17 protein-coding genes are annotated in these 18,952 nt (G+C 62.1%); 7 read left to right on the top strand and 10 right to left on the bottom strand.

Annotated elements, in window-relative coordinates:
• Positions 1-12 precede the first annotated feature (12 nt).
• The 3 genes from M0D66_RS02185 to msuE are packed head-to-tail and all read right to left on the bottom strand — an operon-like array spanning position 13 to position 2,880.
• A complete protein-coding gene (locus tag M0D66_RS02185; RefSeq protein WP_211707512.1) occupies positions 13-1,164 on the bottom strand; it encodes an AMP-binding protein in 1,152 nt (383 codons plus the stop codon).
• A 2-nt stretch (positions 1,165-1,166) separates the two neighbouring features.
• Complete coding sequence (gene sfnG, locus M0D66_RS02180) at positions 1,167-2,270, bottom strand: dimethylsulfone monooxygenase SfnG (protein ID WP_093636999.1); 1,104 nt, start codon at positions 2,268-2,270, stop codon at positions 1,167-1,169.
• Positions 2,271-2,298: 28 nt separating this feature from the next.
• Positions 2,299-2,880 carry an FMN reductase gene (gene msuE / locus M0D66_RS02175; RefSeq protein ID WP_211707513.1) on the bottom strand — a complete coding sequence of 194 codons (582 nt, stop codon included), beginning with the start codon at positions 2,878-2,880 and terminating at the stop codon, positions 2,299-2,301.
• A 540-nt stretch (positions 2,881-3,420) separates the two neighbouring features.
• Here msuE and M0D66_RS02170 point away from each other — a divergent pair.
• The gene (locus M0D66_RS02170) at positions 3,421-4,650 is read left to right on the top strand and encodes an acyl-CoA dehydrogenase family protein (RefSeq protein WP_200650769.1); all 1,230 of its coding nucleotides are present in this window, start codon (positions 3,421-3,423) and stop codon (positions 4,648-4,650) included.
• Between the two features lie 71 nt (positions 4,651-4,721).
• Positions 4,722-5,762 (top strand): sigma-54-dependent Fis family transcriptional regulator, encoded by a 1,041-nt coding sequence (locus M0D66_RS02165; RefSeq protein WP_244869823.1) that lies wholly within the window; start codon positions 4,722-4,724, stop codon positions 5,760-5,762.
• 78 nt (positions 5,763-5,840) lie between these two features.
• On the opposite strand, the gene M0D66_RS02160 is transcribed toward M0D66_RS02165, so the two are convergent.
• Positions 5,841-7,085: an acyl-CoA dehydrogenase family protein gene (locus M0D66_RS02160; protein WP_211707515.1), complete on the bottom strand. Its 1,245-nt coding sequence runs from the start codon at positions 7,083-7,085 to the stop codon at positions 5,841-5,843.
• Positions 7,086-7,354: 269 nt separating this feature from the next.
• Between M0D66_RS02160 and M0D66_RS02155 the strand changes: the two genes are divergently transcribed.
• The gene (locus M0D66_RS02155) at positions 7,355-7,774 is read left to right on the top strand and encodes a hypothetical protein (RefSeq protein WP_211707516.1); all 420 of its coding nucleotides are present in this window, start codon (positions 7,355-7,357) and stop codon (positions 7,772-7,774) included.
• Positions 7,775-7,891: 117 nt separating this feature from the next.
• On the opposite strand, the gene M0D66_RS02150 is transcribed toward M0D66_RS02155, so the two are convergent.
• Positions 7,892-8,059, bottom strand: coding sequence for a hypothetical protein (locus tag M0D66_RS02150; RefSeq protein ID WP_200650773.1), 168 nt, complete (start codon positions 8,057-8,059; stop codon positions 7,892-7,894).
• Between the two features lie 64 nt (positions 8,060-8,123).
• On the opposite strand from M0D66_RS02150, the gene M0D66_RS02145 reads away from it, so the two are divergent.
• The 3 genes from M0D66_RS02145 (at position 8,124) to bla (ending at position 11,598) form a co-directional block, all read left to right on the top strand.
• Positions 8,124-10,238, top strand: a complete 2,115-nt coding sequence (locus M0D66_RS02145) for a phosphocholine-specific phospholipase C (RefSeq protein ID WP_211707517.1) — start codon at positions 8,124-8,126, stop codon at positions 10,236-10,238.
• Between the two features lie 131 nt (positions 10,239-10,369).
• Positions 10,370-10,594 (top strand): hypothetical protein, encoded by a 225-nt coding sequence (locus tag M0D66_RS02140; RefSeq protein ID WP_093637023.1) that lies wholly within the window; start codon positions 10,370-10,372, stop codon positions 10,592-10,594.
• Positions 10,595-10,725: 131 nt separating this feature from the next.
• Entirely contained in the window at positions 10,726-11,598 is an 873-nt protein-coding gene (gene bla, locus M0D66_RS02135; RefSeq protein WP_211707518.1) for a class A beta-lactamase, read from the top strand.
• Positions 11,599-11,673: 75 nt separating this feature from the next.
• On the opposite strand, the gene M0D66_RS02130 is transcribed toward bla, so the two are convergent.
• From M0D66_RS02130 to M0D66_RS02110, 5 genes are all read right to left on the bottom strand, one after another.
• Positions 11,674-11,967 (bottom strand): transposase, encoded by a 294-nt coding sequence (locus M0D66_RS02130; RefSeq protein WP_211707519.1) that lies wholly within the window; start codon positions 11,965-11,967, stop codon positions 11,674-11,676.
• A gap of 149 nt (positions 11,968-12,116) precedes the next feature.
• Positions 12,117-12,800 carry a DUF2894 domain-containing protein gene (locus M0D66_RS02125; protein WP_244869820.1) on the bottom strand — a complete coding sequence of 228 codons (684 nt, stop codon included), beginning with the start codon at positions 12,798-12,800 and terminating at the stop codon, positions 12,117-12,119.
• Positions 12,793-13,440: an OmpA family protein gene (locus M0D66_RS02120; RefSeq protein ID WP_200620657.1), complete on the bottom strand. Its 648-nt coding sequence runs from the start codon at positions 13,438-13,440 to the stop codon at positions 12,793-12,795. Before M0D66_RS02120 ends, M0D66_RS02125 begins: the two co-directional genes overlap by 8 nt.
• The gene (locus tag M0D66_RS02115; protein WP_211707520.1) at positions 13,437-16,052 is read right to left on the bottom strand and encodes a DUF802 domain-containing protein; all 2,616 of its coding nucleotides are present in this window, start codon (positions 16,050-16,052) and stop codon (positions 13,437-13,439) included. The genes M0D66_RS02120 and M0D66_RS02115 overlap by 4 nt, the downstream gene beginning before the upstream one ends.
• A 10-nt stretch (positions 16,053-16,062) precedes the next feature.
• The gene (locus M0D66_RS02110; protein WP_211700138.1) at positions 16,063-16,836 is read right to left on the bottom strand and encodes a DUF3348 domain-containing protein; all 774 of its coding nucleotides are present in this window, start codon (positions 16,834-16,836) and stop codon (positions 16,063-16,065) included.
• Between the two features lie 424 nt (positions 16,837-17,260).
• On the opposite strand from M0D66_RS02110, the gene M0D66_RS02105 reads away from it, so the two are divergent.
• Positions 17,261-18,952 (top strand): metallophosphoesterase family protein, encoded by a 1,692-nt coding sequence (locus M0D66_RS02105; protein ID WP_211707522.1) that lies wholly within the window; start codon positions 17,261-17,263, stop codon positions 18,950-18,952.

The raw sequence follows: 18,952 nt of genomic DNA, 5'->3' as shown, positions 1-18,952 counted from the left end.
TTGAGTCATGCGTCAATAGGCCGGCTGTTCTGATGCGCCGTCTGTCGCATAGTGCTGCGGCGCCACGGCCTGACGTTTAGGTTCGACACGCCGCCAGTCGCCGGTATCGGGCCAGGCGCGCACATCGACGCGTATTGCTTCGAACAGCGCAGCGGTTTTTTCATCGAGCGGCGGCCCGATGACGAGCGCGGCATGCGTGCGCGAAAAACCGATCACTTCGCGTAACGGACGGGCGATGAGCCACCAGGTCAGCGCACGAGCAAGTGGGCCGCCCTGTTTGCGCTGCGCACGGTTGATCAGACGGCGTTGCCATGAGCGTGCACCGGGCAAACGGTCGTCGACTAGTTGTGCCACCCGGGCGTAGGTTTCGCGCGTGCCTGCTACGAGGGTGGGCGCGAGTTCGCGGCGGTCGTTGTCGCGGGTCGCGAGCGACTCCGGAAAATTCAGGCGAAAGCCGCTCAGTACCCACGGCGCGATCAGGTAACGCGCCTGGGATGCGGCGGCGAATGCGCGTGCTGCAAACGCTTCGTCGCTCGCGTTCAGTTTCTCGGCGGCGACGAGTTGCTGTGCTTCACGCACCAGCGTCGCATGCGGGAAACGCTGTTCGACGAGTTGCCCATCGGCATCGAGGCGCACGAAGGCGAACGCGTCGTCATGGGGGCGAGCAGCGGAAGCAAAGCCGCCCTCGTTGTGGACCGACAACGACAACGCTCGATAGTCAGTCACCGCGGCATGCGGATGCGACGCCAGATTGCGTGGGTTGGCATCGATCACGCGCAGACCTTCATACGTCAGCAGGCGATCGATCTGGCTGTCGTCTTCGGCGAACACGAAGCGCGGCGCGATATGCGTGAGCACTGAGCGCAACGCGTCGTCGGTGAGTTGCGGGTCGAGCGGTATCGCGATGCCACCGTTCCATTGTGCGGCCAGCGACAGTAGCAGCGCTTCCTCGCGCGGATGGCTGACGAGCAGCAGCGCGTCACCCGCCGCGAAGCCTTGCTGCGCGAGACCGGCGGCCAACTGCTCGACCGCCGTGGCGACGTCTTGCCACGACAACGCGTGCCACGTGCCCAGCCGCTTGTGCCGCAATGCGATAGCGTGCGGCCGTTGCTGCGCCTGATGGCGCAGCCAGTCCGGCAGCGTCGACGGCTGTGCGTTTGTCATGATCAGGCGGCCTTGGCCTGCTGCTTGAGTTCGAGCTCACGCACCAACGGCAGGACCCGCTTGCCGAAATACTCCACCTCTTCGATGAAATGGAGAAAACCGGTCAGCACGAGGTCCACGCCGATCGATTTTAGTTCGACGATGCGCTCGGCAATCTGCTGTGGTGTACCGATGAGATTGGTGCGGAAGCCGTCGTTGTATTGCACGAGGTCTTCGAAGCTCGACTTGGCCCAGTTGCCTTCGCCTTCCGGCGAAGCCTTGCCGGCCTGTTTGACGGCGTCGCCGAACGCATGCACGGCTTCGACGTGCGCGTGTTTGATGATGTCGGCGAGCACGGCCTTGGCTTCTTCTTCGGTATCGCGGGCGATCACGAAGGCATTCACGCCGATGCGCACCTTGTGATTGTTTTTTGCTGCCTTGGTCTGAATATCGTCGATCTGTGCCTTCAGGTTCTCCGGCGTGTTGCCGTTGGTGAAATACCAATCGGAAACGCTCGCAGCGTTGTCGCGTGCGGCGCGTGAACTGCCGCCCTGGAAGATCTCCGGATGCGGCTTCTGCACGGGCTTGGGGCTCAGCGTGTAATTGTTGAAGCGGTAGAAGTCACCCTTGAAGGTGAAATTGTCCTGTGTCCAGATGCCCTTGAGTGCCTCGATGAATTCGTGCGAGCGGCGATAGCGTTCGTCGTGTTCGAGCCACGGTTCGCCGAGCGCGGTGAATTCACCCTTGAACCAGCCACTCACCACGTTGATCCCAATACGGCCGTTGGAAATATGGTCGATGGTGGCAATCTGTTTGGCGACAACGGCGGGGTGCCACGGACCTGGCAGAATCGCCGCCAGCACCTTGAGTTTGGTTGTGGCGTGCAACAGGGCCTGGCTAAACGACACCGACTCATGCTGATATTCCGCACCGTATCCGGCGGTAAAGCGGATCTGGCTCAGCGCGTATTCGAAACCCGCCTTCTCCGCGGTGAGTGCGAGTTTCTGGTTGTACTCGAGACTCCAGTCCGTGCGCTGCTCGATTGTGCTGACAACCAAACCGCCGCTGACATTGGGCACCCAGTAGGCGAACTTGACGGCGTCGTCGTGAGAATGGTTCTGGCTCATGGTATTCCTGATGATTGAATGAAGAGACTTAGGCAGCCAGCGTTGCGGCTTGCGGGAAAGAGGTGGGTAGGCGTCCGGCATGCAGCCATGGGAGCGCGCGTGTCACAGCCAGTGCAACGCGTTCCTCCAGTGCCGGGTTAGAGATCGCATAGCCGTTGAAATCCGCTTCAGACGCATACACGCCAATCGGTAGCGTGCGAGTTTGAAAGAAGCTGAACAGCGGACGCAATTGATGATCGATGACGAGCGCGTGGCGATCGCTGCCGCCCGTTGCGGCGAGCAGAACCGGCACGTCGACCAGTGCCTCGTGATGCACGAGATCGAACAGATGCTTGAAGAGTCCCGTATACGATCCGCGATACACCGGGCTCGCAACGATCAGCAGGTCCGCCGATTCAATGGCCTCGATGTGCGCGGCCACGTCGGCAGGGACCTGCGAGCGCTGAACCGCACCGGCTAGGCTGGAGGCGATCTGCCCCAGTTCGACGAGATGCGTGTCGATCGGCAGCGCGTCGCCGAGCGCGGCAAGCAGGCGTTCGACCACCACGAGGGTGCGCGACGGCCGTTGCAATCCACCGGAAACGGCGACTACTTTCAATCTCTTACTCATTCGAACGATCCTTTCAGGCGAAAGCAAATTAATCGGGAGTGCCGCTTATTTAGCGAATACCGTGCCATCCGGCTTCGCGTGACAAGACGGGGCGAGGACGAATGTGCGAGCCAACGCCGATCGCGCGCCAAGTCAAATGGCATAACCGTTTGCGGTTTTTGCTGCCGCGCATATCGCGGTGGCATGGAACCATTGCAGGCTGACGTATGAAGCTGGCGAAGCAAGATGGCCTCGGCGCTGCTGCTGGAGAAGCAGCGCCGGGTGTTGGAGAGGGACGCGAGAGCTTTCAGTATTCCAACGGGCCTGCTGCCTGGAAGGCAATGTGTGAGAGCGGTGCTGGTGCAGAGGCAGCATCCATACCGATGCTGCTGCGTAAGCAGCAATTCGACTTTGGATACCACAACAAAATGCATCGGAAGTCGCGGTAGATGGTCAGAATACGCTTCTGAGGAAGCAACCCTGATCAGTGCCGTTCAACGCCCGTCAGCCAACAGATGACGGTCCACGCCCGCGTGTAGCGGAGTGAGTGTCCTTGCCCATATGAATTCGACCTACGTACTGCCGGACGCGCCGGCTTGTCTGCTACCGGACGCGGAGACAGCATCGGTCAGTGAAACGCCGCTGCAGATCGCGCAGCGGCTCGCGACCCTATTTGCGCTAACCGCCGCCGAACGCGACGCGCGAGGTGGGACGCCGAAAGCGGAGCGGGACGCATTGCGCGCCAGTGGTCTTCTGGCGATGAGCATTCCGGAGGCGCACGGCGGTCTCGGGGCGAACTGGCGGCAGACGCTGGATGTCGTGCGCACGCTTGGCCGGGCCGACAGTTCGCTCGGACATGTATTCGGCTTCCATCATCTGATGCTGGCGACGGTGCGGTTGTTCGGTTCGTCGGCGCAGTGGCGCGCCTGGTTCGAGCAGACTGCGCGCCGTCAATGGTTCTGGGGCAATGCGTTAAACCCGCTCGATGAACGGGCCGTGAGCTACTCGCACGCGGATTGGCGCGAGTTCAGCGGGCAGAAGAGCTTCTGTTCCGGCGCGCTCGATTCCGAAATGCTGATCGCGTCTGCGCGAGACGCCGATACGGGGGCGTTGCTAATCGCGGCGGTACCCACCGGGCGCACGGGCATTTCCGTCGCGGAGGATTGGAACAACATCGGTCAGCGCCAAACGGATAGCGGTACGGTGACGCTGGAAAAGGTGCGAGTGGAGAACCACGAGATTCTGACCGACCCAGGGCCGCTGTCGACGCCTTTTGCGTGTCTGCGGCCCTTACTCGCTCAGCTGATCCTGACGAATGTGTACCTCAGCATCGGCGAAAGTGCGTTCAACGACGCCCGTCATTACACGCTTCATGAGGCGCGTCCGTGGCATACGTCCGGCGTGCAAACCACGGCCGCGGATCCTTATATCCTGGGCCAGTATGGCGAGTTCTGGGCGGGCCTCGAGGCGGCGCGGCTGTTGACCGACCGCGCGGCCGATCGTTTCGATGCGGCATGGATTCGAGCGGATGCGCTGACCGACGCCGAGCGCGGCGACGTGGCGTTGGCGGTTGCAACGGCCAAAGTTGCGGCCACAGAAATCGGGCTCACCATCTGTACCCGTATGTTTGACGTGGCCGGCGCGCGTGCGACGCATGGCGCGTTGAGGCTAGACCGTCACTGGCGAAATTTGCGCACGCATACGCTTCACGATCCGCTTGCCTATAAGCTTCGAGAAATCGGCGAATGGGCTCTGACGCAACGATATCCGACGCCGAGCTTCTACTCATGAACTATTCACTCCATCACGTGTTACCGGACCGGCCTGCCGTCGCGCGAACGGAAGTGCCGCCTTTGTTGACGATGCCCGACAAGCGCACGCTGACCACTTCGATTCGCGCGACCGCGCAGGTCTTCTCGGACCCGCAATCGCTGGCCTTGCTCGAGCGTATTCGCATGGTGGCGCCGAGCGACGCTAACGTGCTCGTGATCGGCGAGACAGGGACGGGTAAGGAACTGGTCGCGCGTCATGTGCATAACCTGAGTGCTCGCAAGGACGGCCCGTTTGTGGCGGTCAATTGCGGGGCGTTCTCCGAGTCGCTGGTGGAGAGCGAGTTATTCGGGCATGAGAAGGGCGCGTTTACCGGTGCGTTCTGCGCCAAGCCTGGCTGGTTCGAAGCGGCCAATGGCGGGACGCTGTTTCTCGACGAGATAGGCGATCTGCCGCTATCGATGCAGGTCAAGCTGCTGCGCGTATTGCAGGAACGCGAGATCGTGCGGCTCGGCTCGCGCCGGAGCATTCCGATCGACGTGCGCGTGCTGGCGGCTACCAATGTGCATCTGCAGGATGCGGTGGCGGCAGGCCATTTCCGCGAGGACCTGTTTTATCGCCTGAATGTCGTGCATCTGGCTGTGCCGACGTTGCGCGATCGGCCCGGCGATATATTGCCGCTGGCCCGCTACTTCATTGAAGAGTACCGGAACCGGCTGGGCTACGGTCCCGTCGACATCGAGTCGCGCGCGGAGCGAAAGCTGCTGGAACATAGTTGGCCCGGCAATATCCGCGAGCTTGAGAACGTCATTCACTACGCGTTGCTGGTGTGCCGCAGCGATTCGTTAGGCGAGGGCGATCTGCAGATGTCGTCGTTCGGGATTCATGCCGCGCGACGAGCGGCTGTCGAACCCGTTGCGTCTACACCGTTGGAAGGGCTCGAAGGGGCGCTGCGTCATCTGTTCGATCACGCCGAAGGCAACCTGTTCGAGCAGATCGAAGACACGGTGATGCGTGTGGCGTTCGACTTCTGCTACCGGAATCAGATTCAGGCGGCGAGGCTGCTGGGCATTAGTCGCAATGTGTTGCGGGCGCGCTTGATCCGGGCGAAGCAGATTTCCGCGCAGAAGTAGGCTCATTTGCGTTGCATGCCTTTGGAGGTTGAAGCGGACCGGCCGCGAGACCGGTCCGCATGCCGCTGCGGTAGCAGACTATGCCGTAATTCGGCTATTGCCAATCTGCCAGACGAAGGGCGGCTCCTTGCCGTTGATTTCCCAATCTCCCACGATCCGTTCCTTATAGATCAGCGGATTATGTGACGCAGCGGTCCGCGCGTTTCGCCAGTGGCGGTCCAATAGTTTGTTTTCGCTGGTGCCCGAAGCACCGAGCGCATTGAACAGGTCCGTGGTCGCCTGCAAAATCAGACCGGCCACGGCGACCTGGGCTTTTGCCGATTCGATTTCGGCCGCCACGTTCGCCGCATGTTCTGCATCACGGTCCGCACCGAAGCGCGTTTCGTACGCTCTCTGTGAAGGCTCGGCTGCTCGCACAGCCGCAGCTTCCGCCGCATACACGCGTGCCGCGATTTGACCCACCACCTGTTGCACCTGCGCGTCTTCACTGACGCGTGGCGCGTTGCCGTGGCTGTAAACCCGCGTGCGTTTGCGTACTTCATGCGAGATGTCGCGCAAGGCGGCACGCCCTGTACCTGCAATTACGGCAATCAGCACGAGTTGATAGAACGCAGTCTGGTATTTGAAGCGCGTGGCGAAGTCGATGATGTTCTCTTCTTCGACCACGGCATTTTCGAATACGGACGTCCCGCTTCCAGTGGTGCGTTGACCGAAGCCATCCCAGTCGTCGCTTTGTTTGACGCCTGTCTGATGCGTGCTCACTGCTGCGATGACGTCCGCGCCGTTATCGTCGCGCTGCGCATAGACGTCGATCCAGTCGGCAAAGATGCTGCCTGTGCTGTAGTACTTGGTTCCGTTGACGACCCACTGGTTGCCGTGGCGCGAGACACGCGTGATCACGTCGCCGATCTTGACCGCACCGACTTCGGTCCACGCGTTACCGACGATCTCACCCGCCACGAAGCGTTGCAGCCATTTGTCCTGTGCGGCGCCGGGTGCTGCGTTGATTCTGTCTTCGACGAAGGCGAAATGGCCGCGCAACGCTTGCGGCAAACTCGAATCGGCCTCGGCCAGTTCGATCAGAAGCTGCACGAGTTGCGGAAGCGACGCGCCGGCGCCGCCGTATTCGCGCGGCACTCTGACTGCGCCGAACCCCGCTTCCTTCAACCAGACAATCTGCTCGTACGGCAGCGCACGAGTACGTTCGCGTTCGAGCGCGCCTTCCGCGATCCGGTTGAAGATCGGCCTGAACCTGGCAGCCAACTGTTCGTAGTCTGTGCCGTACGAAAGCGGGTGTTTTTCACGCGGGTTTTGTGATGTCATGCGCTTGCTCTTAAGTCGATTGGTGGAGTAAGGCAGAGCGATTGCGCTCTTGACCATATGGACTACAAAGCACGAGCTATGCCATCGAGGCGGGCGTCCTGCCTTGCCCCTCGATAGACGATATCGGAGTTTCAGGCTGCTGGATTGCGAGCAGTGTGCTGATGGGCTGCTTGTCTGACAGCAGTTTGGACTGGATACGTTGGATCACGGCCATGCTACCTTCCTGAATATCCACGAGCGTGCGCTCATGATTCGATAACGAGGTCCACATGGAACCCACCTGGCAATTCCAGCTAAGAATCACCGTCTCACCCGAACTTGCAAACGATCTGCGCACAGACCCGGCCGGTGCCTCGCATGCTGCGCTTCGCAATGTGCTGGGCAAGCACAACGCGACTTTGAAATGTCAATTCGACGCTTTCGCAGACTACGTGAATGAAGCGGAAAAGCAGGGCTTGGAAAACTATCCGCTTTATCAATGGACCCGGCAGACAATTGAGAACCCGGAGAAGAAAGCGAAGTACTTGCAATCATTCACTGTCTACGTGAATGGCGAAGAGATATATGGCAAGGAAATCACCGACGTGTTGCAAGCTGAATTGAGGGCACTCGCCAGTGACGATGGCATTAAAAGCGTCGCCCGGTTCGATACGAATCCCGCGGATAACCCGCAGCCACCCAGGCGCTAGCGGTTACACGTAGTTCATCTGCTTTTTTTCACGACACTCGCGTGTAATAAATCGAAACTATTGTCTCGGCACCGCTTGCGCCAGAGCGCGGCGGTTGCCGACGCGCGATCGCGTCCGTCAGTCATTCATTTCCACGGAGACCTCCATGCCGACGTCGGCATTCCGGCTTTTTGCGCTCATCTGTTCTGTTGCTGCGGCAGCGCTGCTTGGCGCATGCAGCGACGGCGTATCGTCCACGCCGGTCAAGGCAGCATGCGGCAACGCCACCGTTGTGAACGCCCGCATGAGCTGCCCGCCGGGCTTCGTCCCGCCTGCTTCCTGAGTCCAGAATTCAAATTAGGTCCATCGCATGGTCACCAAAACTCGTCGAGATTTTCTGAAGCTGTCCGCCGGACTGGCGGGCGCGACTGCCGCCACCACCCTGTTTCCCGAATCGATTCGCAAGGCGTTGGCGATCGAGCCGAGTTCGGTCACGGGCACGATCCAGGACGTGCAGCACATTGTCGTGTTCATGCAGGAGAACCGCTCGTTCGACCACTATCTCGGTCACCTGAGTGGCGTGCGCGGGTATAACGACCGTTTCCCTGTGACGCTGCCGAACGGCCAGCCGGTATGGTTCCAGCCGCGTCAGGAAGATCAGACGAAGGTGATCGCGCCGTTCCGCTACGACACGACCAATCCGAACGTCAACGCGCAATGTATCGGCGGCCTGCCGCATACGTGGGCCACCACGCACGGTGCGATCGACAGCGGCCGCGCCGACAAGTGGGCCGTGCAGAAGACCAACATGACGATGGGCTATCACGTGCGCGAGGACATTCCGTTCCACTACGCGCTCGCCGACGCCTTCACGGTGTGCGACAACTACTTCTGTTCAATTCCGGGTAACACGCATCCGAACCGCATGTATTTGATGACGGGGATGGTCGACCCGCTTGCCACGGGTGGCGGGCCGCTACTCGACAACACCGACTACATCGACAACCAGTTCGATACGATCAAACTGCAGCCCTTCAACTGGACCACGTATCCCGAGCGGCTGGAAACGGCCGGCATCTCCTGGCAGATTTATCAGCAGGGCACCGGTTTCGACAATTTCACCGGCAACTACGGCACGAACATGCTGGCCTCGTTCCAGAATTTCGTGAACGCACCGGCGGGTTCGTCGCTGCAAAACCGCGGGATGAGCACGCGCACGCTGACACAGTTGAAGGCTGACGTGCAGGCCGGCGCATTGCCACAAGTGTCCTGGCTGTTGCCGCCCGCCGCGTATTCGGAGCATCCGAAGTTCACGCCGCTCTACGGCGCTAATTACATCTCGACGATCCTTGACGCGCTGACGTCGAATCCCGATGTGTGGAGCAAGACCGTCCTGTTCATCATGTACGACGAGAACGACGGCTTCTTCGACCACGTGGTGCCGCCGCAGGCGCCTACAGTGCCCGGCTCCGGCATGAGCACCGTGGACATCTCGCTCGAACGGCACAACGTCGTGACCGCCTCGCAGGCCGGCACGTATACCGCCGACAATCTGCCGTACGGCCTTGGGCCGCGTGTACCGATGACGGTCGTGTCGCCGTGGTCGAAGGGTGGTTTTGTCTGCTCGCAGGTGTTCGATCACACGTCGGTGCTGCAATTCATCGAAAAGCGTTTCGGCGTAGTCGAGACCAATATCTCGCCGTGGCGCCGTGCCGTTTGCGGCGACCTGACCACGGCGCTCGACTTTTCGAAATCGGATGCGGCCGTGCCGCCGCTGCCGAGCACGCAAACCTATGTTGCACAGGCCGATCTGCAATGCGCGCGTTCCACGGCGCAAGCTGCGCCGGCCAGCACGGCTCAGCAATTGGTGACGGCGCAGGAAGCGGGCACGCGGCCCGCGCGGGCGCTGCCGTACGAGTTGCATGTGAACGGGAAGTTGCAGTCGCAAGGGTATGCGCTGACGTTTGCGAACACCGGCACGCAGGGCGCGCATTTCTGGGTGTACACGGGTGACCCGACCGCGATGCCGCGCCGCTATACCGTCGAGGCCGGCAAGCAATTGACCGATACGTGGGCACTCGATGCGAACGGTAATTATCTGGTGAACGTCTATGGCCCGAACGGTTACTTCCGGCGCTTCGCGGGTTCGTCCACGGCGGATGCTGCAGCCAAGCCGGATGTCGTGACCTGTTACGACGTGGCCAACGGCAACGTCTACGTGACAGTGTCCAATGCTGGGACCAAGTCACTCACGGTCACCGTAAGCGACGTCGTCTATGGACAGGCGCCGCGCACGTTGACCGTGCCTGCGGCAAGCAGTGTGGAGGCGCATTGGGACTTGTCATGCAGCAGTCAGTGGTATGACTTTCAATTGACGGTCGCAGGCAATGCGGGCTGGTTGCGGCGCATAGCAGGTCACGTGGAAACAGGCCACGCCAGCATCACCGATCCTGCTGCCACTGCGCCGGTGACGAAGGCGATTTAGGCGTACAGAGTGGACATTTCTTTCAATGTCATTTCGGGTCGGCGGCAAAGTGGTAAGTCAATTTTACATTTGGCGACAAGGCGCGAAGTTCGTGAGAGGATGGCATTTCACTTTTTCTCGCGGAGGGCGAAATGGGACTCTTGGACGAAGTAGGCAAGATCGCTGGTGCGGTAGCGGCCGTTGAAGCAGCAGAAAAAGTCGATCCGGACGCAGGTCTGCTAACGAAAGGCGTTGCAGCGATTGCAGGCTTTGAAGGCGCAGGTGCATTGGAGGGATTGGTCGAGAAAAAAGACGGCGAGAAGCAGGACGACGCCGACAACGCTCAGGCTGCAGACGGTACGAATCCTCAGACGTGATTTTTTCGCTGTGAGCGGGCCAGTTCTACTTAGGACTGGCCCGTTTTTTATGGTGAGCCGGGACGTGATATGCCTGGTCGTTGCCATCCGTCGTGTGCTTGTTGTGAGCGAATTGATTTGAGGACGACTCTTTGACCATCTCTGCGACACGCAGGAATCTGACGCTTGGGTTGCCGCTGCTCCTCGGCCTTCGCGTTACTCCCACACTGGCCGCAAACGCATCCCCATTAGCCGACATCGAACGCCGCAATGGCGGACGCCTTGGTGTGTTCGCTATCGATACCGGTTCGGGCCGAACCTTGGCGCATCGCGCTGACGAACGCTTTCTGATGTGCAGCACGTTTAAGGGACTGCTCGCCGCGCAGGTGCTATCGCGCGTGGATGCCGGCAAGGAGGATCTTGCCCGTCTTGTGAAGTACACCGGGAAGGACCTGATCTTTACGTCGCCCGTGACGAAGGCACACGTTGCAGAAGGCGCGATGTCGGTGGGCGCACTGTGCCAGGCGATTGTCGAAGTGAGCGACAACACAGCGGCCGTGTTGTTGATGAGAAGCGCCGGTGGTCCCGCCGCTTTGACTCAATTCGTTCGCGGTCTCGGCGATGCCGTGACGCGTTCCGATCGGTACGAACCCGAGTCGAACAAATATGGCGGTGTGCTCGATACCACTACGCCTCGTTCGATCACCAACTCGGCGAGCAAAATTCTCTTGGGAAATGTTCTGAGTCCCCAATCGCGTACGCAGCTGGAAAACTGGATGCTTGCCTGCAAGCCGGGTTTGAACCGGCTCCGCGCTGCGTTACCGCCGGACTGGATAGCGGGTGACAGGCCCGGAACCAGCGTGGAAGAAGAAACCAACGACTATGCGATCGTTCGTCCACCCGGACGCGCACCGCTTTTGATCGCAGCCTATTACGATGCGCCCGTGCTTGACATGCCAGCTCGGGAGGCTGTCTTGCGGGAGGTCGGTGCAGTGTTCGTGAAGTGGACAACGGATCGGGCATGACGCGCGTCGACCCGCGCAACCCGCGCATAGATGTGATCCGCGGCGTCCCGATTCTTCCTGTCCTGTTTCACCACTTCAACATCGCGTGCCGTTTGAACACCCCAACTGCTCGCTCATGCCAAGTTCGGCGAAAACCTTCGACATCATGCCGGCGCGTCGCCACTCCAGCCATTTGATGTAGCAGGTTTGCGATGGCGGAAAGCTTGCGGGGAGGCGCTGCCACTTTTCGTTATTGCGAACGATCCACAGTATGGCGTTGACGATCTCGCGCGGATCTCGCCGTGGTCGGCCAACTCTCGGTGTGGTGTCGTGGTGGAACAGGTGGGCGATGCGTTGCCAATCTTCATCAGACAGCGGGGATTCGAACATTTTCAGATTTTAACCAGCCAGTACAAGCTGATTATCCCAGTAGAGGCCGTCTTCTAAATTGCGATTTCGGACGTTAAAGCGGCGCAAACCGGAGGATTGCTTTTGGCTGGATTGTGGTGGTCCAGGGGCTCGACTGATCGGCCCTCGCGCTAACGCGATTTGCCCCTGGTATTCTTTTTGGCGCTTGTGGCGCGAGGTGTCTCTTTAGCCGGCAAGGCACTGCCGCCGTTCATCTGCTCCATCCACGACAAGGCGTCGACGTACGACAGGAACTGCTGGAGATACCCCGGCGACAACTCGCGCATCAGCGAGAGCGATCGATGAACAAGGCTGCTCGAGTTGAGCGGACCGGCATTGCCCGGCGCTTTCTTCAGCGACTGCCGCAGCTGTTTCTCGGATCGGACCTTGGACCAGGTTTCCCTGAAGTAATCGAGCGCCTCCAGTTCCGGATAGGACGATGGCCGAGGCGTGGCGCTGCCCGCTGTGAGGCCGTCATCGTCTGCAGGCGCATGATTGGCGATGTAGTCGATCAATCCAGCCAGCGCTCCGCGAGTGGGATCACCGGATGATGCTTTGGTGTCCGCATCGCCAGCCTCGGATGCAGCGCGCTCGAGATCGACCGCATACGCCTCGATCAGTTTGGATAGCCTCTCATCCAGCAGACGCCGCGCCTCGCCGCTATGACTGGCTGCCCGCCGATCCAGCGCCTCGATGAAATGAAAGCGAATGGGATCCATGCGATCGGCGCCACGCTCGCGCCATGCGTCGAGCGTTGCCCGGGCGCCGCCTGTCACCTCGCTAGCGCCACTACTCGTACGACTGACACTACTCACGAGGCTTCACCGTTGCGCTCGAAGGCCTCGGGACCGGTGCTATTTCCACGCGCCGGTTTTTGGCGCGGCCCTGGTCATCGGCATTCGTGCTGACGGGCTGCTGCGAGCCGAACGCGGCAGCGAATACGGACGAGGCGGGCACGCCTGCATCGATCAACGAACGGGTCACCGTCAGCGCGCGTTGGGCCGAGAGCTCCCAGTTGTCGGCAAAGCGACGGTTAGCCTCCCGCACCTGCCGGTCATCGGTAAAGCCGCTCACCATCAGGATCTCGTCATTGGCCCGGAGGTAAGCGGACAGCGGCCCCGCCAGGCTCTTCAGGACGTCCCGGCCCTCCGGCTGCAACTGATCGGAGTTCAGTGCGAACAACACGCTGCCGTTGATGCCGATGCGTCCGTTGACCAGTGTCACCCGGCCCGCGGCCAGCGGTCCTGCCAGCGCCTGCTCCAGGGTCTTGCGGCGCTGCGTTTCCATCTGACGCTGCTTGACCTCTTGCTCCAACCTTGTCGAGAGTTCCAGCTGCACACCGATGACACCCACCAGGATCAGCACGAACGCGCCCAGCAACACCGACATCAGGTCGCCGAAGACTGGCCAGATGGGCGCCGTGGTCTCCACGCCGCCGTCGATTTCCTCGCTCATGCCGCTTCAGCTCCGACAGACGCCCGCTTGCCGGCGAGGTGCTGCAGGTCTTCGACGATCTGCTTCTGCGACATCATGCTCAGGTCGATGACTTCTCGCGCCTGGGCGACGTAATAGGCCAGCTGCTCATCGCTGCGCGCGAGGGACTTGTCCAACGCGGCTTCGATACGCTGCAGATGTGCGACCAGCGTGGTATTCGACTCGCCGAACACCTGGACGGCCGCGCCGAATGCTTCGCCTAGGCTTGCTACTTCGACGGCGCTGCCGGTGACCTGCGCGGCCACCGCGCCCAGCTTTCCGGTCTCGAGTTCGACCTTGTCAGTGAAACGGGTGCTGACACGATCCAGCAGATCCGCTGACGTGGCGACGAGCGCGTCGACGGCCGTGCGCTGTTCGGTGGATGCATGGTTGACGGCATCGAGCAGGGTTTCCAGCGTTGCCAGCAGGCGGCTGCGCTCGTCCAGCATCGCGGTGTCGCGGACCATGCTGTCGGAGAGCTTCTGACGCAATTCTGCGACGACTTCCGCCGCTGCCTTGGGCGCTTCCGACGCGGCTTGCACAAGCTGGCCGATCTCGGCGATCGTGCTGCTCGCGTGCGCCTGAGTTTGAGCGGAGATGTCGCGTGCGGTTTGTGCCAGCGTGTCGCAGATCTCCTGCTGGCGGGTCGCGCTGCGCGTGCCAACCTGCTCCCATTCCTTGCTCAGCGTGGTGGCCATGGAGCCGAGTGTCTCGGTCCAGGCGGCCAGCCGCTGCTGGTCACGTGCGGCGAGTTCCGCCTGCAGGTTTGCGGCGGCCTTGGGGGCGTCCGCAGCCACTTGCACGAGCCGGTCGATCTCGGCGATCGTGCTGCTCGCGTGTGCTTGTGTTTGGGCCGAGATGTCGCGCGCGGTCTGTGCGAGTACGTCGCAGATTTCCTGCTGCCGGCTCGCGCTAAGCGTCCCTGCCTGCTCCCACTCCTTGCTCAATGTAGCGGCCATTGAACTGAGTGCCGCGGTCCAGGCCTCCAGCCGCTGCTGATCTCGTGCGGCGAGTTCCGCCTGCAGGTTTGCTGCGGCTTTGGGCGCATCCGCAGCCACTTGCACGAGCCGGTCGATCTCAGCAATCGTGCTGCTCGCATGTGCCTGAGTTTGAGCGGAGATGTCGCGCGCGGTTTGCGCCAGCACGTCGCAGATCTCCTGCTGCCGGCTCGCGCTAAGCGTGCCCGCCTGCTCCCACTCCTTGTTCAACGTTGCGGCCATCGAACCGAGCGTCTCGGTCCAGACTGCCAATCGTTGCTGATCTCGCGAGGCCAATTCCGTCTGCATGTCCGTATGCGATTGGCCCACCGCGGCGAGCAGTGACGCCGAGTGCTGCTCGAAGGTTGCAGCGGCCGCCGCCAAAGCTTGCTGATTGTGTCCCGCCAGTTTTTCGCCGACCTGTTCTTGCCGTGACAGCGCCTCGTTCCACGCTGCCGACACGTTGCCCGCCGTCGCTTCCAGTCGCGCGGAGACGCCTTCCAACAGGCCGGCCGAGCGTTGCTCGAAGGTCTCGGTGAATCGATCCAGCGACGTGCCCAACTGCTGCGTGAGCGCCTCGTTCGATCGTTGCTGCCCCTCGAGCGCCTTGTTCCAGATGCCCGCGACGGTGGCGGTGCTTGCCTCGAATCCAGTCGAGAGTCCATCCAACTGCTGCTGGACGGCGTGCGTGACGGTGTCGTGCATCGCGGCCGTCTCGCGCGCGAGACCCGCCAACGTGGCCGCCATGACCGGCTGAAGCGCCGCGCTGGCGGCGCGGGTGCTTTCGGCGACGCTCTCCTTCAACGACTGCTCAACAGACGCAGCAAGGCGCGTATAGGTGGCCTCGGCCCTGTTATGGAAAGCGTCCTGGCTGGCGAGCTGCCGCTCGTTCAAGGCGAGGCTCTGTTGTTCGATGGCTGTCATCATTGCCTGCAGACGCTCGACCAGCGTGGGCATCACCTCGGCCTGCCGCTGCAGGAGCTTGAAGCTTTCCTCGCGCTGATGCGTCTGCGAGTAGATGCGCAAGGTCGTCGCGATCTTCACGTCGAGCAATTGAGCGGCATCGATCCGTTCGCGCCGGCACAACGCCGAAAGCAGTCCCAGCATTGCTGACGTGGCCACGCCCGCAATCGACGTGCCGAACGCGAAGCCCAGTCCTTTGACCGGTGCGCCGAGCGAATCGCGGATAGCTTGAAGGTCTGTCGCGCTTTCCAGCGCCATGCCGGTGCCGCGCAGGGTCGCCACCATGCCGAGGAGCGTGCCGAGCATGCCCAGCAGGACGAGCAGACCGACCAGATACGGCGTCAGCGCCGGGCCCGGCAAGGCCACCCGCTCACCCTCAACGCGCAGGCGCACCGCATTGCGCAGGCTGGGATGCAGGGGCTCGAGCCAGGCGCCCAGGCTGGCCGGCGGCCCGGACAGGTCCGCAACCGCACGCGCCAGCGTGGACGTGGCCTGGCTGTAGCGTCGCAGCTCGAGCGCGCCTGCCACGTAGCAGACGCCAATCAACAGTGTGACCGCCAACGCCAGCACATTCGAGCCGACGTAGCCGCCACCGATCCAGCACACCGCGGCCAGACCTACCAGAAAAACAACGAGATTGAGATATCTGGACATAGTGTCCCAGTTAGCAGGTGCGAAGGGCGGCGAGCAGCCCCTCGACCGGTTGTAAACGAACATCCAATTCGGCCAGCAACACGCTCTGCATATCCTTGCGGAACGTGTTCAGCCACGTGCCGGGTATGGCGGGTATGGCGGGTGTGGCGGGTGGGACGGTTGCGGCGTCCCCCGAGGCTTCCGCGTCGGCCAGCGTTTGTTGCTCCGCCTCGCGCAAGCGGTCGAAGTGCCCCTTGAGCAAGCCGGGCACGGCGGCCAGCAGACTCCGCTCGCGCTCGCTGAGCGCGCGCTCCATCACGGCGTCCACCACCGCGAGCCGGGCCATGGCGGGCGTTCTGGCGGCCAGCATGGCCCGCAGGCGGCCGCGCAGGGTGCCGATGCCCGTCTCCATCGACTGCTGCAAGGAGAGGTAGCGCTGACGAAAAACCGCGTAATCGACCGGCGCATCCGCCGGGGCGCCTTGCGGGAGCGCCTGCGCTGCCGACCCGCGACGCCTCGCGACGGCAAACACGCTATCGCCGACGATGGCGTCCGCCAACGACGCGCGCACGCGGGCGCACTCGCTCTCTTCAGCGTCACTGAAGGCGCGCGCGCCGCCGGCGACGGCAGGCGGAGCGTTGCTCAGCGCCGAGGACAACGCGATCGCGTCGGTCCAGCCGAGCCATTGGCTTAGCCGGTCCGAAAGCGACTGGCTGGATTCGGGAACATCGACGTCCGTCAGGCGAGCAAGTAAACGAATGAGCGCCGGGCCACTGAAAGCTGTGCGCTGTGGGGCTTGCACCATACCACCAGAGTCAAAAAAGTCAGCAGTTTACACGGCGGCGGGGTGAGGGATGCAGCCCCTTAATGAACGGGCGGGGCAAGCGAGGGGTTTCAGCGCGGCCAACAGGCCGATCGCGATGCGATGATTTGGGCCTCCATGAGGGTTTTTACGAGGTTAATTGGGCGGCTTCTACACCGTCTATCGACTGAACGGTCACGGCGATCGGGTGGCGCGATGCACCGCGCCGACGCGGTGTAGTTTCTCCCGAAAGAGCTGGCACGGCGCCGCCCACGTCCAGCCATTTCATCTGCCTGTCATAGCTTCGCGACTAGGATGCCCTGTCACTTCTGTCGCACCCTGGTCCGGCACGGCACTCGCGGCGCATATCGCGCCGTGCGCTCGCCGTCCGCGTTGCCGACCTTCCACCCCCATACAAAAACTCGACATGACGAACAAGAAAATCGACAAGGATTTGCCGACCGATCAGGGCGCTAGCATCGTCTCGCGCCGTGGCTTTCTGAAGTTTGCAGGCGCATCGAGCCTCGCGACGGCTGCGGGCACGCTCGCGTCGGCGGCGCGGGCCGCGAACGGCGCGCCCGACGGTACGCCGGAGCAGGTCCACCTGACCTGGGGCAACGATCCGACGAGCGAGGTGATCGTGTCATGGGCATCGCCGGCGCCGGCGGTCAATCCGCTGGTGCGCTTAAGCGGCGGAGGTGGGGCGAGAGTAACGGTGCATGGCGTGCAAAGTACCTATACCGATGGTATCAACGGCGAGGTCGTGTTCACCTATCACGCGCGTCTGCGTGGCCTGAAGGCAGACACGAGCTACGAGTACGAGGTGAGCGCCGACAACGACAGCAACGCGGCTCAGCCTTTCACCGCGAGCTTCCGCACGGCGCCGCGCGGCCGCGCGCCATTTCGCTGGACCAGCTACGGTGATCTCGCGACGCCCAACACCGGCTGGGTCCTGTCGTCGCCGCAGAGCCGTTTTGCGGTTCAGGCCGTCGAGCGATTTCAGCCGCTGTTCCACCTGCTCAACGGCGATCTCTGCTACGCCAATCTGAACCCGATGAGCCAGCCCGACGTGTGGCGCGATTTTGGCAACAACTGCCAGACTTCGGCGTCGAACCGTCCGTGGATGCCCTGTCCGGGCAATCACGAGCTCGAATTTCACAATGGCGAACAGGGCCTCGCCTCGTATCTCTCGCGCTACACGTTGCCGGAGAATCACACGCGCTTCCAGGGTCGCTGGTACAGCTTCCGCGTGAGCTCGGTGCTCTTCATTTCGCTCGATGCGGATGACGTGGTCTATCAGGACGCGGCTGCGTTCGTGGGCGGCCCGGCTCCCCTGGTGCCGGTGGCGAGCACCGGCAATCCGCCGATTCAGCCGGGCACGTCGCTCTATGTGCGCGGCTATAGCGAGGGCGAGCAGACCCGCTGGCTCGAGAGGACATTGCGCCGGGCGGCGGAAGACGGCGAAGTCGACTGGATCGTCGTGCAGATGCATCAGGACGCGCTGAGTTCATCGAAGACCGGCAATGGCTCCGACAAGGGCATCCGCGAGGCGTGGCTGCCGCTGTTCGACCGCTATGGCGTCGATCTGGTGCTGTGCGGGCATGACCATGATTACGAGCGCAGCTATCCCGTGCGCGGCTGCAATCACAACAAGGGCACCGATATCGCCACAGGGCGCGTAGTCGATACGCTGCAGCCGCGGCCGGTGATGTCGGCAGTATCGTCGGGCGCATCGACGTTCGATACGAGTCACGGCACGATTCACCTGATTCTCGGCGGTGGCGGCACGAGTGCGCCGCTCGACGTGTATGGGGTGGATCTCGGTACCGGCTTGCCGCAGGCGCGTATTTTCACGCGGCCGAATCGTCCGGTTGCCGGAACGACCGCGGGTACGTTCGTGCGTGCCGGTGCGGATGCCGTTGAAGATGCGGTGTGGTCGGCGCAGCGGGATACGGGCACGGGCTACGGTATCGCGGTGTTCGACCATGATCCGGGCCATCCGGGTGGCGAGACCACGATCACGATGAACTACTACCACGCGCCGGGTGCGGACCAGACACCGACGCAGAACTACGAGTTGTTCGAAACGATCGAGTTGAAGAAGAAGCGTCGAGGGTAA

This window comes from Paraburkholderia sp. SECH2 (genome assembly GCF_030464795.1).
Taxonomy (GTDB): Bacteria; Pseudomonadota; Gammaproteobacteria; order Burkholderiales; family Burkholderiaceae; genus Paraburkholderia; species Paraburkholderia aspalathi.
This window is presented reverse-complemented; position numbering and strand designations above follow the sequence as displayed.